This window comes from Pseudomonas sp. XS1P51 (assembly GCF_054897845.1).
This window is the reverse complement of sequence record NZ_CM142707.1, coordinates 3199455-3224764: the sequence shown is the minus strand read 5'-3', so window position 1 is coordinate 3224764 and position 25310 is coordinate 3199455. Positions and strand designations below refer to the sequence as shown.

Annotated in this window: 18 protein-coding genes, 4 tRNA genes and 5 pseudogenes; 17 read left to right on the top strand and 10 right to left on the bottom strand. The window is 58.1% G+C overall.

The annotated features are described in order from the left end of the window. Positions 1-93: 93 nt before the first annotated feature. On the bottom strand, positions 94-1014 hold the full coding sequence (rdgC, locus tag ACYZUD_RS14905; RefSeq protein ID WP_462024681.1) for a recombination-associated protein RdgC: 921 nt from the start codon (positions 1012-1014) through the stop codon (positions 94-96). Positions 1015-1174: 160 nt separating this feature from the next. Between rdgC and ACYZUD_RS14900 the strand changes: the two genes are divergently transcribed. The 6 genes and pseudogenes from ACYZUD_RS14900 (at position 1175) to ACYZUD_RS14875 (ending at position 3446) form a co-directional block, all read left to right on the top strand. Next, positions 1175-1250 (top strand) — tRNA-Val (locus ACYZUD_RS14900). A 19-nt stretch (positions 1251-1269) separates the two neighbouring features. After that, positions 1270-1346, top strand: a tRNA-Asp gene (locus ACYZUD_RS14895). Positions 1347-1533: 187 nt separating this feature from the next. Beyond that, positions 1534-1609 (top strand) — tRNA-Val (locus tag ACYZUD_RS14890). Between the two features lie 15 nt (positions 1610-1624). Next, a tRNA-Asp gene (locus ACYZUD_RS14885) sits at positions 1625-1701 on the top strand. 233 nt (positions 1702-1934) lie between these two features. Then, the gene (locus ACYZUD_RS14880; protein WP_462024680.1) at positions 1935-2315 is read left to right on the top strand and encodes an Arm DNA-binding domain-containing protein; all 381 of its coding nucleotides are present in this window, start codon (positions 1935-1937) and stop codon (positions 2313-2315) included. A 110-nt stretch (positions 2316-2425) separates the two neighbouring features. Further along, positions 2426-3446 (top strand): annotated as a pseudogene (locus tag ACYZUD_RS14875) (IS110 family RNA-guided transposase). 625 nt (positions 3447-4071) lie between these two features. On the opposite strand, the gene ACYZUD_RS14870 reads toward ACYZUD_RS14875, so the two are convergent. Further along, the gene (locus ACYZUD_RS14870) at positions 4072-4857 is read right to left on the bottom strand and encodes an aldolase (protein ID WP_462024679.1); all 786 of its coding nucleotides are present in this window, start codon (positions 4855-4857) and stop codon (positions 4072-4074) included. Positions 4858-5090: 233 nt separating this feature from the next. Between ACYZUD_RS14870 and ACYZUD_RS14865 the strand changes: the two genes are divergently transcribed. Then, complete coding sequence (locus ACYZUD_RS14865; protein WP_462024678.1) at positions 5091-6413, top strand: aminotransferase class III-fold pyridoxal phosphate-dependent enzyme; 1323 nt, start codon at positions 5091-5093, stop codon at positions 6411-6413. A 30-nt stretch (positions 6414-6443) separates the two neighbouring features. Here the strand turns inward: ACYZUD_RS14865 and pdxR are convergent, their stop codons facing one another. Beyond that, positions 6444-7940 (bottom strand): MocR-like pyridoxine biosynthesis transcription factor PdxR, encoded by a 1497-nt coding sequence (pdxR, locus tag ACYZUD_RS14860; RefSeq protein WP_462024677.1) that lies wholly within the window; start codon positions 7938-7940, stop codon positions 6444-6446. A 314-nt stretch (positions 7941-8254) separates the two neighbouring features. Here pdxR and ACYZUD_RS14855 point away from each other — a divergent pair, with 314 nt between their 5' ends. From ACYZUD_RS14855 to ACYZUD_RS14825, 7 genes and pseudogenes are all read left to right on the top strand, one after another. Further along, positions 8255-9148, top strand: coding sequence for a transporter substrate-binding domain-containing protein (locus tag ACYZUD_RS14855; protein ID WP_462024676.1), 894 nt, complete (start codon positions 8255-8257; stop codon positions 9146-9148). A gap of 121 nt (positions 9149-9269) precedes the next feature. Continuing rightward, complete coding sequence (locus tag ACYZUD_RS14850; RefSeq protein WP_462024675.1) at positions 9270-9911, top strand: amino acid ABC transporter permease; 642 nt, start codon at positions 9270-9272, stop codon at positions 9909-9911. A gap of 12 nt (positions 9912-9923) precedes the next feature. Continuing rightward, a complete protein-coding gene (locus tag ACYZUD_RS14845) occupies positions 9924-10586 on the top strand; it encodes an amino acid ABC transporter permease (protein WP_462024674.1) in 663 nt (220 codons plus the stop codon). Next, on the top strand, positions 10579-11352 hold the full coding sequence (locus ACYZUD_RS14840; RefSeq protein WP_462024673.1) for an amino acid ABC transporter ATP-binding protein: 774 nt from the start codon (positions 10579-10581) through the stop codon (positions 11350-11352). Before ACYZUD_RS14845 ends, ACYZUD_RS14840 begins: the two co-directional genes overlap by 8 nt. A gap of 44 nt (positions 11353-11396) precedes the next feature. Next, entirely contained in the window at positions 11397-12158 is a 762-nt protein-coding gene (locus tag ACYZUD_RS14835; RefSeq protein WP_462024672.1) for an SDR family NAD(P)-dependent oxidoreductase, read from the top strand. 128 nt (positions 12159-12286) lie between these two features. After that, complete coding sequence (locus ACYZUD_RS14830; RefSeq protein ID WP_462024671.1) at positions 12287-13015, top strand: sulfite exporter TauE/SafE family protein; 729 nt, start codon at positions 12287-12289, stop codon at positions 13013-13015. A 301-nt stretch (positions 13016-13316) separates the two neighbouring features. Then, positions 13317-13661, top strand: a pseudogene (locus ACYZUD_RS14825) (IS630 family transposase); the annotation flags it as partial. 85 nt (positions 13662-13746) lie between these two features. On the opposite strand, the gene ACYZUD_RS14820 reads toward ACYZUD_RS14825, so the two are convergent. From ACYZUD_RS14820 to ACYZUD_RS14800, 5 genes are read right to left on the bottom strand one after another with little or no spacing between them, the layout of a single operon-like run. Continuing rightward, a complete protein-coding gene (locus ACYZUD_RS14820; RefSeq protein ID WP_462024670.1) occupies positions 13747-14826 on the bottom strand; it encodes a malate/lactate/ureidoglycolate dehydrogenase in 1080 nt (359 codons plus the stop codon). Beyond that, positions 14823-15725, bottom strand: a complete 903-nt coding sequence (gene dapA, locus ACYZUD_RS14815) for a 4-hydroxy-tetrahydrodipicolinate synthase (protein WP_462024669.1) — start codon at positions 15723-15725, stop codon at positions 14823-14825. The genes ACYZUD_RS14820 and dapA overlap by 4 nt, the downstream gene beginning before the upstream one ends. 24 nt (positions 15726-15749) lie before the next feature. Continuing rightward, positions 15750-17558 (bottom strand): ABC transporter permease subunit, encoded by a 1809-nt coding sequence (locus ACYZUD_RS14810; RefSeq protein ID WP_462024668.1) that lies wholly within the window; start codon positions 17556-17558, stop codon positions 15750-15752. Next, on the bottom strand, positions 17555-18649 hold the full coding sequence (locus ACYZUD_RS14805; protein WP_462024667.1) for an ABC transporter ATP-binding protein: 1095 nt from the start codon (positions 18647-18649) through the stop codon (positions 17555-17557). The genes ACYZUD_RS14810 and ACYZUD_RS14805 overlap by 4 nt, the downstream gene beginning before the upstream one ends. 20 nt (positions 18650-18669) lie before the next feature. Next, entirely contained in the window at positions 18670-19761 is a 1092-nt protein-coding gene (locus ACYZUD_RS14800; protein WP_462024666.1) for an extracellular solute-binding protein, read from the bottom strand. Positions 19762-19902: 141 nt separating this feature from the next. On the opposite strand from ACYZUD_RS14800, the gene ACYZUD_RS14795 reads away from it, so the two are divergent. Both ACYZUD_RS14795 and ACYZUD_RS14790 read left to right on the top strand, forming a co-directional pair. Further along, positions 19903-21321 (top strand): FAD-binding oxidoreductase, encoded by a 1419-nt coding sequence (locus ACYZUD_RS14795; RefSeq protein WP_462024665.1) that lies wholly within the window; start codon positions 19903-19905, stop codon positions 21319-21321. A gap of 33 nt (positions 21322-21354) precedes the next feature. Continuing rightward, a complete protein-coding gene (locus tag ACYZUD_RS14790) occupies positions 21355-21972 on the top strand; it encodes a helix-turn-helix domain-containing protein (RefSeq protein ID WP_462024664.1) in 618 nt (205 codons plus the stop codon). A gap of 102 nt (positions 21973-22074) precedes the next feature. On the opposite strand, the pseudogene ACYZUD_RS14785 reads toward ACYZUD_RS14790, so the two are convergent. After that, positions 22075-22705 (bottom strand): annotated as a pseudogene (locus tag ACYZUD_RS14785) (aminotransferase class III-fold pyridoxal phosphate-dependent enzyme); the annotation flags it as partial. Between the two features lie 199 nt (positions 22706-22904). On the opposite strand from ACYZUD_RS14785, the pseudogene ACYZUD_RS14780 reads away from it, so the two are divergent. Beyond that, positions 22905-23866, top strand: a pseudogene (locus tag ACYZUD_RS14780) (tyrosine-type recombinase/integrase); the annotation flags it as partial. Positions 23867-23914: 48 nt separating this feature from the next. Here ACYZUD_RS14780 and ACYZUD_RS14775 read toward each other — a convergent pair. Continuing rightward, positions 23915-25123 (bottom strand): annotated as a pseudogene (locus tag ACYZUD_RS14775) (IS3 family transposase). Positions 25124-25310 lie beyond the last annotated feature (187 nt).

Genomic DNA, 25310 nt, shown 5'->3' with positions numbered 1-25310 from the left:
TGCTCGCGATAGCGTCATTACAGGCAACATCTATGTCGACTGATAGTCCGCTATCGCGAGCAGGCTCGCTCCCACAGGGGTAACCATTACCCTTTAGATCCCCTGCGGCGTCTCTTCACCACCCAACGCTTCAACCAATGCCGGCAGGAAGTCGCCGAAGGTCAGCATCATCAGGGTGAAGCTGGCATCCAGTTGGCCGAGGGCTTCGTCGCCACCGTCCTGTTCCGCCTGATCCTGCAGCAGGTCTTCGAACTTCAGACGCTTGACCACCATCTTGTCGTCGAGGACGAAAGACAGCTTGTCTTGCCAGGCCAGCGACAGCTGGGTAACCACCTTGCCGGTGCTCAGGTGCAGCTGGATTTCTTCGCTGGTCAGGTCCTGACGCTTGCAACGTACGATGCCGCCGTCTTCGTGAGTGTCGCGCAGCTCGCACTCGTCCAGCACAAAGAAGTCGTCCGCAGCTTTCTGGGTTTTGACCCAGTCGGTCATGGTTGCAGTCGGGGCCATTTTCACGGTCAGCGGACGCACCGGCAGCGAGCCGATCACTTCGCGCAGCGTGGACAGCAGGTCTTCGGCACGTTTCGGGCTGGCCGAGTTGACCAGGATCAGGCCCTGTTTCGGCGCAATGGCAGCAAAGGTCGATGAACGACGGATAAAGGCGCGCGGTAGGAAGGCCTGGATGATTTCATCCTTGATCTGATCGCGTTCCTTTTTATAGACCTTGCGCATTTGCTCGGCTTCGATCTCTTCGACCTTTTCCTTCACCGCGTCACGCACGACGCTGCCCGGCAGGATGCGTTCTTCCTTGCGGGCGGCGATCAGCAGGAAATCATTGCTGATGTGTACCAGCGGTGCATCTTCGCCCTTGCCGAACGGCGCGACGAAACCGTAGGTGGTCAACTCCTGGCTTGCACATGGACGCGCCAGTTTGGTGGCCAGTGCAGTTTCCAACGCCTCGGCATCAAAAGGCAGATCTTGGGTCAGGCGATAGATAAGCAGGTTTTTGAACCACATGGGGCGAGTCTCTCCTTTATACAAAGGGGGGCATTATTCTCTTCGTGGCGCCATAGGCCAACCCTTCTCTAAGCCTTTGGAAGGCCTGAAAAAATTATTTAAAAAAGTGCTTGCCAGAGGTGAGGTCGCTCCGTAGAATGCGCGCCACACCGAAAGTGAAGGGTGATTAGCTCAGCTGGGAGAGCGTCTGCCTTACAAGCAGAATGTCGGCGGTTCGATCCCGTCATCACCCACCATTCGCTTCAAGTGTTACGCGCAGCGGTAGTTCAGTCGGTTAGAATACCGGCCTGTCACGCCGGGGGTCGCGGGTTCGAGTCCCGTCCGCTGCGCCATATTCGGTAACCTGGAATGCTGAACGCCAGGTCACCACGGAAAAGCCCGCTAACGCGGGTTTTTTTCTGCCTGAAGTTCCTGCAGGATGTATCGTTTCATCGATTTTCAGATTTTTTTGAATATTTATCAATTAAATCAACACGTTATGAAAATTTGTGGCACAATGCGCCCCGCAACGAAGGTAAAGGGTGATTAGCTCAGCTGGGAGAGCGTCTGCCTTACAAGCAGAATGTCGGCGGTTCGATCCCGTCATCACCCACCACTTTCAACGCTACGCGCAGCGGTAGTTCAGTCGGTTAGAATACCGGCCTGTCACGCCGGGGGTCGCGGGTTCGAGTCCCGTCCGCTGCGCCATATTTGCTTCCACTAAGGCCCACTGAACGCCTGGAAGCCACGGAAATAGCGGCCTTGTGCCGCTTTTTTCGTTTTCTGAATTCCACTGGAATCCATCTCCAGCCACGGTTTTTAAGTACACATTTAAGTACACCGCTGGCACAACCTTTTACGATTTCTTGCGCATCAATTTTCGTATTGGTTCGTCTACCGCTGGGTTGTATTCCCCTCCTTGATCTAAAAGGAGGTGTCTGATGGCTCTGACAGATACAGCGATCAAGCAAGCCAAGCCCGCCAGCAAGCCTTATACGTTAACTGATGGGGATGGCTTATCTCTGCAGGTGCCTACGACTGGTTCGAAGCGCTGGGTTCAAGGGCACTGGCTCAAACGCGTGTTGAGCGGTTACTTCAATTACCACGCGGTGCCGGGGAATCTGATACGTCTTTGCGGGTTTCGATTGGCAGTCTGCCGCCTATGTCGACAAGCCCTCAAACGTCGTAGCCAGCGTAATCGGCTTCAATGGTCACGTTACGGACGCCGTGCCTACCTCTACATGCCAAGACCCAGAAATGCACATCCTTACCCTGAGGATCGCTTCGCGTCACATACCCGAGACAGGAGCCGTATGCGCTAGTTCCGCACGTACGGATCTATTGGTATGGACGCCCCCATCCACAAATCAGTGGCTTCAACATGCCATAGTAGAGGGGCTTCAGAAACCACAAACCAAGAGGAGCATGCGGCATGAAGATTATGACCGTTGGTATCAACTTGGCGAAAAATATATTTCAGGTGCATGGTATTAATGAACATGGCAAGACCGTGCTGAGGAAGTAACTCAAGCGCGACCAGGTCGCCATTTTTTGCCATCATGCCGCAGTGCCTGATCGGTATGGAGGCCTGTGGAAGCGCCCACCATTGGGCTCGTAAACTGCGCAGCTTTGGTCATGATGTGAGGCTGATGGCCCCGCAATTCTTAAAGCCATATGTGAAAACGAACAAAAACGATGTAGCTGGTGCTGAGGCTATCTGCGAAGCGGTAGGTCGGCCAAACATGCGTTTGTGCCGATTAAGGACATTGAGCAACAGGCTGTGGTGTCGCTGCATCGGGTTCGTCAGGGATTCGTGAGGGCACGGACAGCGCAGGCTAATCAGATCCGTGGGCTGCTAGCCGAATTTGGTCTTGTAATCCCACAGGGCATCGCACATATCGCCAAGTGTGTTCCGGAGCTTATTGAGGATGAGCACAACGAGTTGCCGGGCTCGTTTCGTCTGCTTGTGCAGCGTCTACTGGAACAGTTGAAGGGGGGCGATCATCAGGTTCATGAGATCGAGAGTCAAATTGTCGCCTGGCATCGCGTGAACGAAAACAGTCGCAAGCTGGCCAAGATTCCAGGCATCGGGCCGATCACGGCCAGTACGATGGTAGCCTCTCTTGGCGATGCCAAGAGTTTCAAGAATGGCCGGCAGGTGAGTGCTTGGCTGGTGCCGAAGCAGAACTCCACTGGTGGTAAGACGGTGCTGTTGAGGATGAGTAAGCGAGGGGACTCCTATCTACGGACGCTACTGATCCAGGGGGCACGGTCGATGATCTACGCAGCACAACGAAAAGATATCTCTGACAGCTGGCTTGGCCGGCTACTTAAGCGGCGTAACGCCGATGTGGCAGCCGTTGCAATTGCGAATAAAAACGCCCGCATTATATGCGGCCTTGTTGGCCGGTGACCGCGAGTTCCACTTCGATTACACGACGGTCGTCGCGTAATCGGAGCGGCTTGAAGACGTCAACTCAACCCTGTAGTAGACCAACGCTATTGATTGCTCACGTGATCATGCATTGATGGCAAAACTGGTAAGACTGTGGCCAAGAAAATCTGACCCGCACAGCGTGCCATGAGCACACGATCTATTGAGAACTCGGCCAGCGGATTCCATCAGGGACAGCGGCAACGCCGCACCGAAAGTCCGGATGTATGAGTGCAATCTCTACCATCGAGCCGTCACAGATTGAAAGCTTGGCAACCCGGGGCGTCCATGTATGTGCGGAGGGACGGCAGGTAACTGCCGTCCCTACCGCGACCAAATAACTAGCCAGCTGTTCAAGCGTGATGGCGCGCGAAAGGCCTGATTCATCACCAGGGCAGATCACACCAGCCCGCTGAAACGGTGGCTGGAAGAAGGTTATCCATATCCATCTTATGTTTGGGTGCTGACGTCGACGCCCTGGGAGCTGCCACTGTGCTTTGCGCCGCGATCGGCTTCGCCGTTTTTGATTACGGCGGATCATCCACAAGCCCTCTTTGCAGTTCGCAGTTGAAAAAATCCGTTCATCTTGCGGCGAATCCTCCAAATGCAGAGTACAACGAGGCTCTGAATGATAAGCAGATATTTCAGGTCTCAAAGCCTGCGTCCGACAAGCCTCGCTTTACGCTTTCCAGGTGCAATCGTGCGTTTTCCGCATTGCCCATCATCATCTGCCTGCACGTCGCGCTGGCTACTTCATTCGCAACAGGCTTCAGGGATCGGCCGCCGGCCATCGCCTTCAGTTGCACTTCGGCGGCCCGCTCTAGGTAATACAAGTCATCCCACGCCTCGGCAATGCTCGGCCCCAGCACCAGCGGGCCGTGGTTTTTCAGCATGACGATATCCGCATCCCCAGCGGCTCTCGAGATCCGTTCGCCCTCGGCATAGTCCAGCGCCAGGCCGTTGTAATGCTCATCCACCACTAGACGATCATAGAATTTTAATGCCGTCTGCCCGGCCCAGATGAATGGCTCGCCCTCTAGCATGCACAGCGCTGTGGCATTGGGCATATGGGTATGGAACGCCGCTACGGCCCGCGGGTTCAGCCGGTGCAGTTGGGCGTGGATGAAGAATGCGGTGGCTTCAGGTTTGCCGTCCCCCGCCAGCACACGCCCCTGGAAATCACAGATCAACAGCGAAGAAGCAGTGATTTCCGAGAACGACAAGCCGAAAGGATTGACCAGGAACAACTGTGGATGCCCCGGCAGTACGCAGGAAAAGTGATTGCAGATACCTTCGGCCATGCCAAGCTTTGCTGCCATCCGAAAGCATGCCGCCAGATCGCCACGGGCCTGACGAATCTCGGGGCTGTCCAGGCTCCCAGCGAGCGATAGCTTGCTAGGAGCAGTGTTGATTTCGAAGCTGTGAGCCATTGTCGGGCGTCCTGAAGAAACGGGTAAGTGACCTCAAGACTAGCCAAGTCAGCCCTCAGGCCAAGGGACAGTTGCGTGATTTGCGTTGGCCAGTTCCTAGACCTGACCCAACTTTTTCCAGCATCTGGCCCTACGAGCCTTACGCCGTTTGTTTCTATGGTGATGCCACAGCCGTGCAGTCGCGGGCCCATTACTGATCAAACGCTGGCAAAAATCCGGCAAAGAGGTAGAGCATGAGCACACCTGTTTCCAACGATTACGTCTACGCGCTGGACCGCGAGTATGTGTTCCACTCCTGGTCCACCCAAGGTGCACTGAACCCGCTGGTAATTGCCGGCGGCCAGGGCTGCAAACTGTGGGACTACGACGGACGTGAATATCTGGACTTCAGCAGCCAGTTGGTCAACACCAACATTGGACACCAGCACCCCAAGGTGATCGCAGCCATCGTCGAGCAGGCCCGCAGCTTGGTGACAGTGGCTCCGGCAACGGCCAACCTGATGCGTGGCGAAGCCGCCAAGCGCATCCTTTCCCACGCGCCGAGTAACTTCAGCAAGGTGTTTTTCACCAACGCCGGTGCCGATGCCAACGAAAATGCCATGCGCATGGCCAGGGTGTTCACCGGCCGAGACAAGATTCTATCGGCTTATCGCTCGTACCACGGCAGCACCGGCGCAGCGATCGTGGCCACAGGTGATCCGCGCCGGGTGCCGAACGAGTTTGCCCGTGGACACGTGCACTTTTTTAACCCATACCTGTACCGCACCGAATTTCATGCCACTACCGAGCAGGAGGAGTGTGAGCGCGCGCTGCAGCATTTGCGCCGGGTGATTGAGTGCGAGGGGCCAGGTTCGATCGCGGCAATTCTGCTAGAGAGCGTACCGGGTACAGCGGGCATATTGGTGCCGCCCAAAGGTTATATGGCGGGCGTGCGGGTGTTGGCCGACGAGTTCGGCATTCTGGTAATCCTGGATGAAGTAATGGCTGGATTCGGCCGCACGGGCAGCTGGCTTGCGCTGGACCATTTCGATATCGTCCCGGATCTGATCTGCTTCGCCAAAGGCGTGAACTCGGGCTACGTCCCAGCCGGTGGCGTGATGATTTCCAAACCGATCGCCGACTATTTCGAGCATCACTTTTTCCCCGGTGGTCTGACTTATTCCGGACATCCGCTGGGGATGGCGGCCATTGTCGCCACTTTGGATGTGATGGCCGATGAAGGCATCGTCGACAATGCCCGGCAGATTGGCCATGAAGTGTTGGGGCCTGGCTTGCAGGCATTGGCGGCGAAGTACCCACTGATTGGTCAGGCGCGGGGCATCGGACTGTTCTGGGCGCTGGAGTTCGTCAGTGATGTGAAGCTGAAAACGCCACTGGCGGCACCGGTGATGGCGCAGATGAAGGCGGAGTTCCAGGCTCGCGGCTTACTCACATTCATCGTGGAAAACCGCTTGCATGTGGTGCCGCCGTGCATCGTCAAACCAGCACAGGTCGCTAAGGCGCTAGGTATCTTCGAGGAGGTAATTGGCGAGTTTTCCGCCAAACATGCACGTTGAGCGTGCGGCCCGATTAAGGGCCAGCACGAATCAAAAGCCGTCGAGCACCTGCGCCAACTGGTCGATTCCTGGCCCAATCCTCTCAGCATCAATGGCATGAAAGCCCAGGCGCATGAAGTTAGCCGGAGGTGCAGGGTTGAAAAAAAACTGCGCCCCCGACTCAATCAGAATGCTTTTCTGCGCGGCCGCCCAGGCCAGTTTCTGGGTGTCTACGCCTTCCGGGGTTTTTAGCCAAAAGGCACTGGAGCCATCGCTGCCCAGGTGCTGGCAATTGGTCAGATGCTGGCTGACTGCGTCACTCATGGCAGTGCGACGACGCCCGTGCTCTTCGCGAAACCGCCGCAGGTGGGCGTCATAATGCCCCTGTGCGAGAAACTCGGCGAGCATGCGTTGGTTGTTCAACGGTGGATGTCGGTACATAAGGCGTCGCAGGGCTCGCAACTCGTTGATCAGTTCGGCGTCGGCGACCATGTAGCCCATTCGCAAGCCTGGTGAAAAGGCTTTTGACAGGCTGCTCAGGTAAATTACCCGTCCGCTGCTGTCGCTGGCCTTGAGCGCCGGCAGCGGATGGTTATCGAGATTAAGCTCGGCGTCGTAGTCGTCCTCGATGAGGATCTGGTCGTGCTGGCGGACCTGCTGCAGCAACTGGCCACGACGGGCCGTGCTCATGGAGATGCCCGTGGGAACCTGATGGCCGGGCGTCACGTATAGGTACTCGCAATCGTTGATACGCGAGTCGACGACCAAGCCTTGCTCGTCGATGTCCTGCTTGTGCACCTGAGCGCCTTGCAGCTCAAAGATGCTCAGGGCGTCACGGAAACCCGGGTTCTCGATAGCGACTTTGATGCCGTTACTCATTAATAGGGTGGCCAACAGGTACAAGGCATTTTGCGAGCCGAGCGTCACAAGAATTTCGTCGGAGCCAGCCCAGATGCCACGTTTGGGCAGCACGCGTGTACGCAGTTGCTCAATGAGCATTTCATCATCGCGGTCAAAGCGGTCGCGCATCCAGCCCTGATCACGCTCGCTGCGTAGGATATTGCGCGATACCTCGCGCCAGCGCTCCAACGGAAACAGGTCGCGGATGGGCTGGCCGTAGATGAATGGGTAGGTGAAGCCGCTCCAGTCGCTGGGCCGCAACACCCCATGCTTCAAACTGGGGAGCATCTTGAAGCGCCCGGCCCAATCCAGAGCGCGCTCTTCTTCACTGGCGTCGCTGTAGCCGTTGGGTTGGCTGCGTGTGAAGTGTGGCAAGTCGGTCCGCGGGTCGCCGCCACAGTAGTCGGCATGCAGGTAATAGCCGCTGCGTGGGCGACTGACCAGATAGCCGTTATCCAGCAGACTTTCGTACACCAACGCGACGGTATTGCGTGAAATGCACAGCTGCTGAGACAGCTTGCGGCACGATGGCAAAGGTTCATCCGCCGGGAAGCCGCCTCCCAGAATGGCCGATACCAGTGACTCACGTAGCTGTTCCTGGAGCCCACGCTGATGGTTGAAATCCAGGTGGAACAAGTGATCGATCATGGTCTTGTGCTCCGCAATTCTTGCCACATGTCCGGCCAGTCCGGCTCTTGTGACAGCAACCTCAGCCACCGTCAGTCAGCACCCACTCGCCTTGCGCCCAGACCAATGACGCGGCTAAAGCCGATGTAACAGGATGCTGACCGATGGACGAAGCAAATAGCGCGCCATGCTTTTTGCCCGTTTCAACTGGCCAGGGGAATGTACCGAACTGCCCCTATCGCTGTGCCCAAGCGCCTCACTATGGTTGGTGCAGCTAATGAACGCCTCCGCCAAGAGGGCGGCCACTACTTTTCGATCAATCGGGAGCAGCATCCATGAAGTACTCAAGCAAGAGTTCGATGACCGGTAAATCCATGGGCCTGCTACGCAAGCTGAGCCTGGCGACGCTAGTACTGTCTATGCCGTTTGCGGCACACGCTGACCTCGAAAACGCGAAAAGCAAAGGTTTTCTCAGCGTCGCTACCGAGGATGACTATGCACCGTTCAACTTCATCGTCGACGGCAAGCCTGAGGGCTTTCACAAGGAGCTGCTGGAAGACCTCAAGGCGTACGCCAAACAGCAGAACTTCGACGTTAAGCAAGACATCCTGCCGTGGACCGGCCTGCTCGCTTCGGTTTCCGCCGGCCAATACGACGTCGCATTCACCGGTGCACTGGTGACCGACGAGCGTCTGCGGGTGTTCAACTTCGCCCCGCCATTCGCTTCCGCCCAACACTTCTATGTCAAGCGCGCCAATGACAAGACCCTCAGCGATATTGCCAGCCTGTGCGGCAAGACAGTGGGGGTGCAGGCCGGCAGTGCACTGCTGGCCCGTCTGCCAGAGCTGAAGAAAATGATGGAAGCCAAGAGCTGCAAAATCGGCAAGGTGGTTGAATACCCGTCCTATCCGGAGATCTACGCTGATCTGGCCAATGGTCGCCTGGACTACGCGATCAACGCTCTTATTTCAGTGAACGATCTGATCAAGACAAGGGGAGACACCTTTGCCAAAGGCATCGCGGTGTCGGGTGCTGGTTTCGCCGCCTGGCCAGTGCCGAAAAACAGCCCCGAGTTGCTGAAGTTTTTGACCGGCTTCATGGATCACATCCGTGAAAATGGCCGGTTGGCGGCCTTACAGACCAAGTGGTTCGGCGAAGCTTTCCCGGATATGCCAAAAGAGTCGATCACCAACGTCGAGCAGTTCCACACACTGGCCGGGATGAATTGATTTCCTGAGTCTTGCTGTGTCAGTGCATGCCTGCTTCGTGGATCAATCCGCGAAGCGGCAAACACCGACAAGCTCACCTTCTGCAACACCTAATCGTCCAAAGCCTCATAAGGATCCAGCCATGAATACGCAAGCCTGGCTACTGTTGCTGGAAGGTGCCTGGACCACCTTATGGCTGTGTGGTATCGCCATCGCCATCGGAGTGGCTCTGGGCTTGGGCATCGCCTTGTTACGCATGGCCAAGATCCCTTTTGTCGAACAACTGCTGGTGCTCTATATCAGCCTGGCGCGCGCTACACCATTGGTCACCCTAGTGCTGTTTCTGTTCCTTTCTGCACCGACCTTCGGCATCAACATGAACCGCAACACCGCCGCCATCGTCGCCATGACTCTGAATACTGCGGCCTTCAACGCCGAGATCTGGCGTGCGGCCTTCCTGAGTTTCTCCCGCGACCAGCGCGAGGCGGCACTGGCCTGTGGCATGACCGGTGGGGTGTTTTTCCGCCGCATCATGCTGCCGCAGATGTTCACTACCAGCCTGCCGGGGCTGGTCAACGAGATGTCATTCCTGATCAAGGGCAGCCCAGCGGTTGCGGTGATCGGAATCGTCGAGCTGACCCGGGTCACCAACCGTATCTCGGCGGTGACCTACGACCCCCTTCCGCCCATCCTCGCCGCCGCCGTGCTGTACATGCTGATCATCAGCGCACTACTTAAACTACAGGGCCTAGCGGAAAAAAAAGCCAACCGGCTGGCCATGTAAGGAGCCATCGACATGACTGAATGGAGCATTCTGTGGGGGGCACGCGATCTGTTTATCGATGGTCTGCTGGCGACCCTGGGGCTGTTTGCGCTGTCGATCAGTTGCGCGTTTGTACTGGGCTGCGTGATCGTGTTCCTACTGGAAGAAGGCAACCGGCTGTCGAAGGTACTGCGGGTGTCGATCAACGTGATGCGTACTTTGCCGTTCCTGATCCTCGCCTACCTGCTGTACTACGGTTTTCCGGAGTTGGGCGTGCGCCTGAGCGCCTGGACCTCCGGGTTACTGGCGCTAGTGATCTACCACGCAGCTTACTTCGCGGAGATCCTGCGGGGCAGCCGATTGGTGATGCCGGAAGGCTACATTGAAGCGGCCAAGGCGCACGGCTTCACGCCACTGCGCCTGTACCTGCGCATCACCTTACCGCAGTTAATGATCAAGACTCGCCCACTGTTGGGCAACCAGTTGATCATCGCCCTTAAAGACACCGCCTTCCTCACCATCATCACCGTGCAGGAACTCACCGCCGCCGCCAATTCGGTGCAATCCACCTATTTCATACCCACCCAGGCGTTCGTCGTGGTGATCGTGATGTATTGGCTGATCAGCATCTGCCTGGAGCTGGCGCTCAAGCGCGCCGGCCGTTTCGGTGCTAGAAGAGGATTCGATCATGTCTGAGCAAAGCAACGGCATCCCCGCAGTGAGCATCAAGAAACTGTCCAAAAGCTTTGGCGGCATCGAGGTGCTACGCGATATTGACCTAGTGGTGAATAAGGGCGAAGTGGTCAGCGTGCTGGGCTCATCCGGCTCTGGCAAATCGACCATGCTGCGCTGCATCAACTGGCTGGAAGTGCCTGACCGCGGCACCATTCATATCGCGGGGCAGCGCATTGGCATTAACGAACAGACCGGCCGCAAGATGAGCAACAAAGAGCTGGCGACCTTGCGCGCCAGAACGGGCATGGTTTTCCAGGGATTCAACCTGTGGCCGCATTTGAGCGTAATCCAGAACGTCATGGAGTCGCCCATCTATGTCAAGGGCATGCCCAAGGATCAGGCTCGAGCGAATGCCGTGGAACTGCTGGAAAAAGTCGGCCTGGCCGACAAACATGAGGCCTATCCCTTCACCCTCTCGGGCGGTCAGAAGCAACGAGTGGCAATTGCCCGCGCGCTGGCCATGAGCCCGGAAGTGATCCTGTTCGACGAGCCCACCTCGGCACTGGACCCGGAGCGGGTCGGCGAAGTGCTGCAGGTAATGAAGAACCTCTCTCGGGAGGGCTACACCATGATCGTGGTGACCCACGAGATGGAGTTCGCCCGTGCGGTATCCGACCAGGTGGTGTTCCTGGAGAAGGGCCTGATCATCGAAAAAGCCCCGCCGGCAAAATTCTTCAGCAACCCGGATACCGAACGGGTACGCAAGTTCCTTGAAATCTCGGCCTGACCGGCCGGTTTATGTCTTTTATCGAACTACCCACGAGGTAATCCATGAGCAAGGTGGTATTCATTACAGGTGCAACATCGGGATTTGGCCGAGCGACGGCAAGGCGGTTTGCCAAAGCCGGTTGGTCACTGGTACTCAGTGGCCGGCGCCTGGAACGCCTGGAGATATTACAGCAGGAGCTTGGTATTCAGGTTCCGGTACATGTTGCCTCACTGGATGTACGCGACGCCAAGGCCGTACAGCAGATGGTCGATGAACTGCCCGAAGGGTTTCGCAACATCCATTGCCTTGTCAATAACGCTGGTTTGGCGCTGGCACCGGAACCGGCGCAAAACGTTGCCCTGCAAGACTGGCACACGATGATCGACACCAACATCACCGGCCTGGTTAACGTGACGCATGCCGTGCTGCCCAGGCTGCTGGACACCGGTAAGGGCGCGAGCATCGTCAACATCGGTTCGGTGGCCGGCGAGTGGCCCTACCCAGGAGGCCATGTGTATGGTGCCAGCAAGGCCTTCGTCAAACAGTTCAGTTTCAACCTGCGCTGCGACCTGATTGCCACTGGCGTGCGGGTCACTGATATCGCACCCGGCATGGCAGAAACCGAGTTCACGCTAGTACGCACCAAAGGCAACCAGGCCGCCTCGGATGCGATGTACGGGAGCACCACGCCGCTGACTGCCGAAGATATCGCCGAGCAGATTTTCTACGTCAGCATGCTGCCCGATCACATCAATATCAATCGCCTGGAAGTCATGCCCTCACGGCAAGCCTGGTCACCGTTCGCCGTCGATAGAGACCTGTAGCCGCAGACTCATCCGAGTTAACAGCCCCGCAATCATGCTGGGTGACGGAGTGAAGCTTGACGCGGCTGACGCGCTTGCTATGGGCCAGGGAGTCGGGATGGCGGAGTTTGCTGCGGGGGTAGTACAACATGTTCATGGTTCTGGCATTCGTGGCCGGTGTGGTGCGTGGCTACAGCGGGTTTGGCTTTGCCATGATGTTGACCCTTGGTTTACTGCCCAGTCTTGCCCCGAAACTTGTGATACCGGTGGTGCTGCTGCTCGACCTCGTCGGCAGCATCAGCTTATGGCCTGGTGCATTGAAGACCTTTCACCGCGAAGTGGGAATACGGTTGATAGTTGGGATGTGGCTAGTATTGCCGCTGGGGGGGCTGGCGCTGGCCAGATTGCCGGAGCAATGGACGGCACCGGTGGCTGCGGCGCTGTGCTTGGTGGGCGGGGTGCTGTCGTTGATCAAAACGGGAGGCCGCTCACCGCCCAAGACCCTGGCCACTCAATGGGCACTGCCAGCAGGGGCGGCCTCAGGGCTTGCCACGGCAATGGCCTCGGCGGGGGGGCCGCCACTCATCGTGTATTTGCTGCGCAGTGGTTTGCCGGCCCTTCAAGTGCGCGGCACCGCTATCGGTTTTTTCGCCATCAGCAGCGCCAGCTCGCTCGCCGTGCTGGCAGCGTTAAAAGTACTAAGCCCTGCCCATCTGGAACTGGCCGCCACCCTGGTACTGCCCTCGCTGGCAGGTGGTGTGCTGGGCCAATGGCTGTTTCGCCGCAAGCCAATGTCCTTGCAGCGCGTCATTGGCGGTTTACTGGTGCTGATGGCTACCGCTACTTTGGCCAGTCGCCTTGTTCTGGGCCCCCTGTAGCGGAACGCCCCCCGAACCTGCGCCGTATACCCTTATCCCTGCCATGATCAAAGTACCTTGTGGCACAACAGCCGATTTTCCGAGCACTAGTTATCCGAGCGGTTAATTCATTTTCTTACAAGCGACGACATGCTAGACGCCCAATGTCATGGATTGGTTATACGCATGCCTCAGCCAGCTTCTCCCTTTGCTTTAACGTCTTCTGATCTCGTTAACCTGCAAGGTTGGATGAGGATGAGTATCCTGGGTCAGGTCCTCGCCGAGCCGTCTCGCATCCTGCTTTTGCTGGCCGATGGAGTGACTGGATTTGCATGTGATTCTAAATAAAAGTTCGACCCACAAAAACTGTCGCCATCAAGTCGTGGCTGGAAAGCATCCACGCATCAAATTGCACTTCACCCCGAGCAGTGCGTCCTGGCGGAACGCCGCGGGCTGGTTCGCGCAGCTGGAGCGACGAGCGTACCGGAGCACATTCACCAGCGTGGCCGATTTGAAAACGGCTATCCGTCAATTTACCGAAGCTTATAACGAGCATTCAGCCAAGCTATTCAAATGGAGTAAAACGACTGAGGCCTTCATAAGCTTGGTGCATAAAGCAAAGCTGAGCGTGACAAAAAATGAATTGATTAACCGCTCAGGGCACTAGACATTTGCGATAGGGCCATATGTCTGACGCATGTGTAGCGCCTGAAATACCGCCTTCGCGAATGAATTCGCTCCCTCTTTTTTGTCTATACGCCCGCCAGCGCTGCCGCCTCAGCGATCAAACGCCAGGTGGTCGGATCGACAGGAATACCATTGGCTAGCCGTGTTGCCGCAACCTGTTGCTCGACTTCTCCAGGCAGCAGCACTTCGCCCATTCCGGGGCGTGGGGGAGAAGACTGGACATAAGCCGCGCCAGCCTCCAGCTCTGCCTGCCACTGCGCGCAGCCGCCGAGTCGCGCAGGGTCGATAAGAATCGACAGCATGTTGTTGATATACACCCCATCCTCCAGGTTGCCTTCGTGCAGTGTTCCCGCGCCGCTCAATGCCCCGGCGAGCACGTCGCAGACAAACGCGAGCCCGGCACCTTTATGATCGCCAAACGGCAGCAGAGCGCCAATGGGGGAGCGATAGACCACCCCAGGGTCCAGGGTCGGTTCGCCATGCTCGTCGATCAGATAACCGGGCGGCACCTCGATGCCCCGGTTCATGGCGATACGCATTTTGCCCTGGGCGGCGCGGCTGGTGGCGAAGTCCAGCACCAGCGGTGTCTTACCCTGGCGCGGCACCCCTGCAGCGAATGGATTGGTGTGCAACCGGGCGTCCGCCCCCGCGTAAGGTGCCACGACCGGCGCGCCATGCAGCACATTGACGAAATGCACCGAGACCAGACCCGCTTCGGCACATTGTTCGGCCCAATGGCCAATCCGGCAAAGATGATGGCTGTTGCGCAAGGCAAGGATCAGCGAGCCGGTCTCCTTGGCGCGGTCAATGGCCATGGAGATGGCCTCAAAGCCTGCCGCCTGGCCGAAGCCGCGACCGGCATCCAGGGTCATCAGGCTGCCATTGTCCAGTACCGTGCTCACGCGGGTGTTGGGTTTGACCTTGCCTTCACACACCATACGTACATACAGCGGAATCAGGCTGATGCCGTGGGAGTCGTGGCCGTACAGATTGGCTTTGACCAGATGATCAGCCATCAGCCCGGACTCGCGGGCGTCAGAGCCCAGCGCCGCGAATATTGTGCAGACGTAAGCGTGCAGCTCGCCCCGGGGGACGCGCAGGTCATCCGCCGCTCCCGCAGCGTTCAGCTTGAGGTTCTGGCTCATGCCGGCAGTACTCCGGCGCTGCGCAGATCGCCCATGGCTTTGCGCAGCTGTTCGACGGTCGCTGCGCTGGGGGCTTGTAGCGGCGACAGCACATCGCCGCAATCCTGATCGATCATTTTCATGGCTGCCTTGAGCGGGCCAGGATTGGATTCGGTAAAGAGAGCGTCGAACAACGGCAGCAGGCGTCGTTGCCCGGCGATGCCTTCTTCGATGTGGCCGGCCTTGAAGGTCTCGTACAGTTTGAGCCAGTAATGCGGCAGCAGCGGCGACGAGGCGAGGATACCGCCCTGCGCACCTAGGGCGGCATGGGCCGGGTACAGCAGGTCTTCGCCGGAGAGCATCTGGAAATCCAGGCTGGTAAGGTTCAGCACCTGATTGAAGTGAGCCATGTCGGTGTTACAGGCTTTCATGCCGAAGATCGAGCCGTCGGCTTCCATCTCGGCGATGGTCTGTGCCTCGGTCACGATTCGTGTGCGGTAGGGCACGTCATAAAACAGGATCGGCAGGTCGACCGCCTCGCGGTAGGCGCGAAAGTATTCGCGGATACCGCTTTGGGTCGGCGAGACGTAGAACGGCGTGACCGCCAGCAATACGTCGGCACCGGCGGCCTTGAATGCTTTACCAGCGGTCACCGATTCAGCGAAGCCTGGGGAAACCATGCCAGCGATGACCGGAATACGGCCATCGGCGACTTCTACGGTAATGGCGACGACACGCTCGCGGTCCTGAGGGGACAGGGCGGTGTACTCACCCGTGCCGCCGATGGGCACCAGGCCATGAACACCGGCCTCGATCAGCATGTGCAGCATTTTGCGCAGGGCTTTTTCATCCACGCGGCCGTCAGCGGTGACCGGCGTTGGAAAGGGCGGCAGGATGCCATGCAACTGGGGTACTGACATGGTGGTGTTCCTTTCAAATAGGGGTCAATTGGTCTGGCGTTTGCGGTCGCGGCTGCTAAGCCGATTGGCCAGCAGCAACACCACGGCGATCAACGCCAGCAGCAAGGTGGAAACGGCGGCGAGCAGCGGGTTGACCTGCAGGATCGCGCTGTCCCACATTTGTTTGGGCAATGTGGACTGCATGCCGCCACTGACGAACAGCGACAGGGTCAGCTCGTCGAACGAGGTCACGAAGGCGAACAGGAAGGCCGCCAGCAAGCCGCCGCGCAGCAATGGCAGGGTCACATAGCGCAGCGCGCGCCAGCGGTTGGCACCCAGGCTCCAGGCTGCGTTGTCGTAGCGCTGGTCATAGTTCTTCAGCACCGCCATCACGCTGACCACCACGTAGGGCACGGCCAGAATGGTGTGGCCCAGCACCAGGCCGGTGATGCTGCCGATCAGTGACAATTTCGAAAATAGATAGAACAGCGCGACGGCGATGATGATTCGCGGCAGGATCAATGGCGACAGCAAGAAGGCCAGCACCAGGGCGTTGCCGCGCTTGAGACCGCGCATCAAGCCGAAGGCGGCGGGCGTACCGATCAGCATCGACAGCGCGGCGGTCAGCAGCGCCACCTGTACCGAGCGCAAGGTCGCGGCGACCCACGCCGGCGATTCCAGGTACGCGTCGTACCATTGCAGGCTGAAACCCTTCGGTGGCCAGTCCAGGACCGGTGTTTCAGTGAACGAAATAGGCACCATGACAAACGCCGGGGCCACCAGAAAGAACAGGATCACCAATACCACCAGCCACAGGCACCAGCGGCCAATTGGACGCCTGCGACGATTTGCCGAAGAGCCCGCCAGTGGCGAGAGCAGGCGAATCAACAGATCGCTGGCCCGACCCAGGCCTGCCAGGAGCAGGTTACCCAGGCGCGACAGAATGCGCAGGCGTCCAGGTTTGGTCGGCGTGCTGGATCCGCCCGCCAGGGTCGACATGCCGAACACCCGGTCATAGACCAAAAACACCACCAGCACTGCGACCAACAGCAGCACGGAAAGAGCACCGGCGAACTCCCAGTTGAGCAGCTCCTGCACCTGCTGAATGATCAGCTGCGGCAGCATGATGTCTCGTGGGCTGCCCAGCAGTGCCGGCGTAATGAAGAAACCCAGTGCGGTGATAAACACCAGCAGGCCTCCGGCTGCGACGCCCGGCATCGACAGCGGAAAGTAAATATGCCAGAAGGTACTGCCCGGTGGAGCGCCGAGGGTCATCGAGGCGCGGGACAGATTGGCGTCGATATTGTCGAGCACCGAGAGCATGGTGATCACGCACAACGGCATCAGCGCGTGGAGCATGCCGATCATCACGGCGCTGAAGTTGTACAGCAGCTCGGCCGGTGCGTCGGTCAGCCCCACCGCCTGTAGCCACTGGTTGAACAGGCCGTTGCGGCCCAACAGGACGATCCAGGCGAAGGTGCGTACCAGAAAACTGGTCCAGAACGGCAGCATCAGCCAGAACATCAGCCTGGCGCGGGTCTTGTTCTGTGTGGTGGCGATCAGATAGGCAACCGGATAGCCAAACAGAATGGCAAACAAAGTGGTCCAGCCAGCACATTGCAGCGTGATGACCAGCACTCGCCAGTAAATGTCCCGGGAAAACAGACGCTGATAGTTGTACAGCGAAAACTCGCCTTTGCGGATCACGCTCAGACCGAGGAACTCCACCACCGGGTAGACCATCAACAGCACCAGAAACAGCAGCGCGGGCAGCACCATCATCCATGGCTTGATGCGAAACGGACGCCGCATGGATGCATTCGCCAGTTTGGTGTCGAGGGCGGCCAGGGTCATGCGGCCTCCTGATTGGGCGTCGCCGGCAGCAGCACCGTGTCCGACGGATGCCAAAGCACCCACACCGACTGGCCTGGCTGACTGGCCAGGCCTTGCTCGAACGTCAGCCCGGCAACCATCAGGATTGCGCCTCCGGGGGTGGTGATCAGCGACCGTGTTACGCCACCGGTGAAAACCACCTCGTTCAAGATGCCCTGTATGGCGTTGAAGCCTGGCTCAGGTGCGCTGGCCAGCCGCATCCGCTCAGGGCGCACCATCCAGTTCAGCGTACCGCTCTGGTTGCCGGATGCGTGCAGCGAGCCGCCCAGTTCGGTGCTGTTAATCGCCACGACCGAACCGTCCTGGCTGACCGCTTCACCGCTGAGGATGTTCGACTCGCCGAGAAAGTCCGCAGCGAACACGGTGCGCGGACGGAAATAAAGGTCGTTGGGCGTGCCGAGCTGTTCGATGTGACCATGATTCATCAGGCACACGCGGTCCGACATGGTCAGGGTTTCCTGCTGGTCGTGGGTAACGTACAAAATGGTGGTGCCCAGCTGTTTGTGCAGTCGTTTGATCTCGATCTGCAATTGGTCGCGCAGTTTCTTGTCCAGCGCGCCGAGCGGTTCATCCATGAGGATGATGCTTGGCTGATAAACGATGCAGCGGGCGAGCGCGATTCGCTGCTGCTGGCCACCGGACAGTTCCCGGGGGAAGCGTTGCGCGACTTGCGGCAACTGAACCAGTTCCAGCACGTCTTTGACTTGCTTGTCGATCTGCGCCGCCGGGTGCTTGCGCATGCGCAGCGGAAAGGCGATGTTTTCCGCGATGGTCAGGTGCGGAAACAAGGCATAGCTTTGAAATACCATGCCGATATCACGTTCGTACGGCGGGGAGTAGGTCGCCAGGCGGCCGTCGATCCACAGGTTGCCGCCGTCCGGTTCCATCAGGCCGGCCACCATCATTAGCAGCGTGGTCTTGCCCGAGCCGGAGGGGCCGAGCAGGGTCAGGAACTCGCCTTCATGCAGCTCCAGGCTGGTTTCCTTCAATGCCACGAAGGAGCCGAAGCGTTTGTGCACGCCATCGACCCGCAATTTGATAGTCGTCGCCATTGCGTCTCTCCTCAGGTCAGTCAGCCCAGAATCCATTCATTGAAATGGTCCAGCGCTTCGGCTTTGTTCTCGGCCCAATAGTCGTTGTCGATGCCGATGCCGAGCTTGATGTTGTCCGGGTGAGTGGCCAGGTCCCGGGCACGTTCGGTCGGGATGTACTTGAAGGCTTCGGGTTGGGTCGGACCGTTCATCACGTACTCGGTGAGCTTGGCCTGACGCTGGGGATCGCAGGCAAAGGCAATGAACTGGCGGCAGATATCGGCCTTTGGCGTGCCCTTGAGGATGGCCCACACATCGACGCCCCAAATGTGCTGATTCCACGAAATGGCCACCGGCGCGCCGGCGTCGCGTGCTGCCAAGATGCGCGCCACCCAAGTTGGCATCATGTCCACTTCGCCGCTGCTGAACATCTGCGTCGCCTGGGCGCCGGAGGTCCACCACGCAGAGATGTCGCCACGGATGTGGTCCAGTGACTTGAAGGCGCGATCCAGATCGCAGGGATAGAGATCAGCCGGTGCGACACCGTCGGCCATCAGCGCTTGTTCGATGCTGTCGAACGGATATTTGCGCAGGCCACGGCGGCCGGGGAAGTTCTTCACGTCCCAGTAATCCTTCCAGGACTGCGGGACTTTCTTGACCTTTTCGGTGTTGTAGCCAATGGCGGTGGAGTAAATATCCGAGCCGACGGCGTAGGGCGTGCGGTATTGCGCGGGGATAGTCTTGATCACCGGGTGATCATCGAGCTTGTGCGGTTCGATCAGGTTGGCGGCAGCCAATTGGTTGATGCTCGACAGGCTCATGGAACCGCCGATATCCCAGGTGTAATTGCCGGTTTCCACCATGCTGCGGATTTCTGCGGTGGGTTCTGCCGCCGAAGTAATCCCCACCACTTCGATGCCGGTTTCCTTGTAGAACGGATCGAAAAACGACTCTTTGAAACCTTTGGTCCAGGTGCCGCCAGGGTCCCGAACCATGATGCGTTTGCTTTCTGCCCGAGCGGATCCGATGAAGTAAGGTGCCGCCGCGATCCCGACCCCGGCCACGCCAACAGTCTTCAGAAAGTCACGGCGCGACGCGCCTTTACCGCCTGCTGTTTTTCTCGTATCAGACATTTCACTTCACCTTTGGCGATAAAAATTCTCCTATAGTGATAAAGGTAGCTTTTAGTGGATGCAAGCGTTATTTTCGATCCGTGTTTGGAACCGGATACTTTCGGAAAACGCCCGAAAGGTCAGAAATCTGGAGGATTTGCTTTGCAAAACAGTGAGTTTATTCGTGCGGCGAGTGCCATTGTCAGGCCTGAAAACCTGTTCACCGAAGCCAGCGATATCCAAGCGTTCGTCAATGACTGGCGTGATCGCTACCAGGGCGATGCGTGCGCCGTGGCGCGACCTGGATCAACCGAGGAAGTGGTCGCGCTCATGCGTCTGTGCGCCGAGCATGGCATTGCGGTCGTGCCCCAGGGTGGCAACACCGGTCTTTGTGGTGCCGCCACGCCAGATGCGTCGGGTACTGCGCTGGTGCTGTGGCTCGGGCGACTGAATCGAATACGCGAATTGAATGAGGTGGATGGCTGCATGGTCGTCGAGTCCGGTGCCGTGTTGCAGCGCATTCAGGAATTTGCCGCCGAGCATGGCTACTTTTTTCCCATGAGCCTGGGGGCGGAGGGCAGTTGCCAGATTGGCGGCAACATTTCCACCAATGCCGGTGGCACGGCAGTGCTGCGCTATGGCCCCATGCGCGATCTGGTCCTGGGGTTGGAGGTGGTGCTGGCGGACGGAACGCTGTGCAACTGGCTGGCACCGTTGCGCAAAAACACCACCGGATACGACCTTAAACATCTGTTTATCGGTGCCGAGGGCACGCTCGGTATCGTGACTGCCGCATCACTTAAAGTATTTCCAGCGCCGCGCCACCGTGAATCGGCGATGGTGAGCTTTCAGGAGATCGAATCGGCACTGACCTTGCTGACTCGGCTGCGTGCGCGGCTTGGCGACCGCTTGCTGTCCTGTGAAGTCATCAACCGCGCGCAGATCGAGACGGTGCTGACCCATATGCAGGGTCCGACCTGGCCGCTGTCCGAGGTTCCGCCCTGGGCGCTGATTATCGAGGTCACAGAAACCCTGGACAGCTATAACCTGCGCGATGCTCTGGAGCAATTGCTGGGTGAAGCGCTGGAGGACGGGGTCATTGACGATGCGGTCCTGGCGTCGTCCACGGCCCAGCAGCAAGCCCTGTGGAGTGTTCGTCATAACGTTTCAGAAGCGAACAAACGCGCCGGGTACGGGGTGACCCATGACACAGCAGTGCCATTGAGTGGCCAGGCGATATTCGTGCGTAACGTCGAACGGCGCTTGAACGAAGAGTTTGCGGACGGGCAGATGTTGATCGTCGGGCACATCGGCGACGGCAACCTGCATGTGATTCATATGTTGAACCCTGCGGACTACGAGGGGGATGCGCTGAAGCAGGCTGCGGCGCGCATCAACAGGATCGTCGACGAAGAAACCCTGGCCCTGGGCGGTGCGATCAGCGCTGAACACGGCATCGGCCAAAGTAACAAGACACGACTCAAACACAGCAAAGGCGATGCGCAAATCGCCTTGATGAAGAGGGTAAAAGCGGCATTCGATCCTGACTGCCGGATGAACCCCGGAAAAATCCTGGACTGACGTTCACTTACATACTTTAGGTACTGCTGCCCCATGGACATAGATCTGGATATTGCTCGGTCGCAGGCCGACTACAGCGAAATGACGGTCGACAAAGCCGCTATCAACATCGGTGCCAGGTTGAACAACCTGCGCCGGGAGCGCAAATGGACGCTGGTGGAAACCAGCAAACACACCGGGCTGTCGCTTTCAGCCTTGTCAAAAATAGAGCGTAACGAGCTGTCGCCGACGCTCATGAGTCTCGGCAAGATCGCCAGCGGTTTTGGTATCGATGTCGTGACCTTGCTGTCGGACGACGATGCGCCGGCATCACTGGGACGACGCAGCGTGAACCGGCATTCCCATGGCTTGGTATCAAGCACCGGCACCTGCGAAAATATCTGGTTTGCTGCCGATCTCAAGCACAAGCGAATGCTGCCGCTCAAAACCCGGGTGACGGCCAAGCTGCCGGGGGAATACTCGGAGTGGCCGGTGCATGTCGGAGAGATCTTCGTCTACGTGCTTTCAGGACGACTGGTGGTGCATTCGCAACTCTATGCACCGGTCTTTCTAGATCCTGGAGACAGCCTGTATTACGACTCCAGTTTTGGGCACAAGTGGACCAGCGATGGCGAGGAAGACGCCGAAGTGCTGTGGGTGTTTGCCAGCTAACCGTACCGTATAAATCGGTGCGCGACAGGTGAAGGCAGCGCTTGCGGCCAGGCAATGAACCCCCACGGATTCAGTGCCTGTCCGACAATGCGCCAGAGCGTATCAAGCCAGCTCTGCGAGGCAGTTCTCCAGGATGTCCAGGCCTTCGTTCAAGGTCTGCGGTTCGATGGTCAGCGGCGCGAGCAGGCGGATGATGTGGCGGGCCTTGCCGCTGGGCATCAACAACAGCCCGGCGCTTCTGGCTGCGGCGACCAGCGCTGCCAACTGTTGCGTCGCGGGCTTGCCCTCCGGCGTGGTCAGTTCGATACCCCGCATCGCGCCAACCCCGGTCAGACGTCCAAGGTAGGGAGAAAGCTTGTTTTCCCTGCCATGCGTGGTAGCGACTGACGATGGCGTTTTCCTGCCTTTCGCCCCAGGTCGCCAGATTCTCGTCACTCACCTGCGCCAGCGTGGCCAGACCTGCAGCGCAGCCGATCGGGTTGACTGAATAGGTGCCGCCCAGGGTTCCCTTAGGCAGTGAGTCGAACGGCGTCTTGCGGCCGACCACTGCACTGAGCGGAATACCCCCGGCGATACTCTTGGCGACCAGCAGCGGGTCCGGTTCGATGCCCAGTCGGGAAAACGCGAAGCGCTGCCCGGTGCGACCAAAGCCCGATTGAATTTCGTCAATGATGATCCGGATGCCGTGCTCATCGCAAAACCGCCGCAGGGCCTGGGCAAACTCGGGGTCCAAAGGAAATAAAGGCACCCTGTATTCCGATAAGTCGGAATGGTTCGGCGTGCCTGGATCTTCGTGCCGTCACGACGCTGCCCGCCAGCACCATCCGGTGCGTTTAAGTCCAGGATTCTGACGCGTACTGAATCGGTTTATTGCTGGAGCAGCTTGGATAGCGAGATGAGCATCTGGCCCTGACTCTGATCAGGAGCTCGCGATGGCACTCTCAGAAATGGCTGTTCGGCACGCCCGAATCACAGGTAATGACTACACCCTCGGTGACAGTGATGGTCTCACACTCAATGTGACGGCCAGCGGTGGAAAAGTCTGGCTTTTCCGTTACTACCGGGCAAGCAAGCAGAAGCGCATGTCTCTGGGCAGTTACCCGCAGATAAGTCTCAAAGAAGGCGTGGACGCCGTGATGAGGCGCGTGCCTTGGTTGCTCAAGGCATCAATCCTTATGAGTATCGTAAACAGCAGCGTCGCTCTGTTCGTAATGCGGCAGAGCACACCTTTGAAGCGGTGTTTGATCAATGGGTCGCGTACTTGATGCACCTACTGAGCGGAATCGAACAACGCAAGGCGTTAACGACAGCGGAAAAATGTCGGACCTGGTTCAAACAATTGTTCCGATACGCCCTGGTGAAGGTGGAGGGGCTTGACCAGAATCCCGAGTCGGACCTTGATGTGGTAGCGCTTCCCAGACTTCCTGTCGCACACAATCCCTTTCTTCGTATGGACGAGCTGCCTGTATTGCTAGCTGCACTTCGTGGCTACGGTGGCGCAATCCAAACACGTCTAGGTCTTCGCTTGTTGCTGCTGACGGGGGTGCGTACCGGCGAGCTGCGCTTGGCGACGCCCGACCAGTTTGATCTGGAGCAGCGGTTGTGGATCATCCCGCCGGAAGTAGTGAAGCAGCTTAAGATGGGGATGCGCAAGGCAGGGAAACAGACCTCAAACATACCGCCTTACGTCGTGCCATTGTCGGTCCAAACGCTTGAAATAGTGCGCCAGATGCTGAGCCAGGTTGTCCCCGCGCAGCGTTATTTGTTCGCGCACCGGAGCGACCTAAGCAAGCGCATTAGCGAGAACACCTTGAATGGAGCGTTGCGTCGAATGGGGTATGCCGACCAACTGACCGGGCATGGGATGAGGGCTACGATTTCGACGGCGCTTGACCTTGCCCCCGAGAAGCGTATCCCTTAACCCGGCGTCCGGGTTGGGTATCTAAGGTTGTAGCATCTGCCAGTTCTTCTCGTATTGCATCGGGCTTACGTAAAGCCGTGTCGAGTGCAAACGATCCTGGTTGTACCACAGCAGCCAGTTAATGACCTCGTCCTTGGCGGCGCGCCGGGTTTTGAATCTCAGGCCATGCAGGCGCTCCACCTTCAACGAGCCAATCCCAGCATGGGTCAGATTGAACTGACGTTCCTGAGCATAGTGAACTGAGAATCCCAGCAGTTGCCACGTCGACTCATGGAGCTGGCGATGCCGTAGGCCTGGAGGGCATTTCGGAAGTCGAAGCTGGGCGTACTGACTTCCCCTATCACTATGGAACAGCAACCCCGAGTCCTTTGACGGATGGCGCTTGAACCAGGCCATGCGCAACGCATCGGTCACCAGGCTGCTTTTCATCCGCTCATCCATCGACCAACCCACAATCTGACGGCTGAACAGGTCGATAACGACTGCAAAAAATAACCAACCCATCATCGGTCGGGATGTAGGTTATGTCGCCAACCCAAGCCTTGTCAGGCTCCGTCACGGCAAACTGGCGATCCAGCAGGTTGGGTGAAATAGGCAAGTCGTGGGCGCTATCAGTAGTGACCCTGAAACGTCGTTTTCCCTTGCCGTAAATACCGTGGAGCTGCATCAGCTTCTGCACACACTCCTTGCCGACACGAACACCATCGGCCAGCAAACCCTGCCAGATCCGAGGCCAGCCATAGCTGCCACGGCTGCGGGCATGAGCGACGCGGATGTGTACGAGCAATGCCGTGTCGCTGACTCCTCGTTGAGGGCAATTGGCTGCACAGCGGACTTGGTGACCGTGAAAGCCGGTAGCACTGACGCCCAGCACCCGGCATTGCACGCCAATAGGCCAGAGACGCCGATGAGTAAAGATGAATGCGTACTTCAGCTGGATGCTTTTGCGAAGTACGCCGTCGCCTTTTCCAGAATGTCGCGCTCCATCTTGACGCGCGTCAGCTCGGCCCGCAGACGGCTTATCTCCATCTGCTCGGGAGTGACAGGCTTGATGTCAGCGCCGGTGAGCCTGCCTTGTCGAGGAGCCTTGACCCAGTTGAACAGCGTTTGATCGGACATGCCCAGTGAACGAGCGGCAGCAGCAAGCGTCAGGCCGGTATCAACCAGTCGCACGGCCTCAAGCTTGAACTCAAGGGTGTATTTAACGCGGTCTGTCTTGGACTTAGTCATGTCGTATCCTTGCGGCTATTGAGACAGCTGGCAAGGGATACGTTTTTCAGGGGAAAGGTCAGTCTGGGGCCTGATCGGCATTTCTTGTTATAAAGAGCAGTTAAAGCGAACCACTGGAGGAAATTAATAATTTCACCTGGTAGAATTAATGTTCAGATAATAGAATATCTTAAAACAACAACTGGGT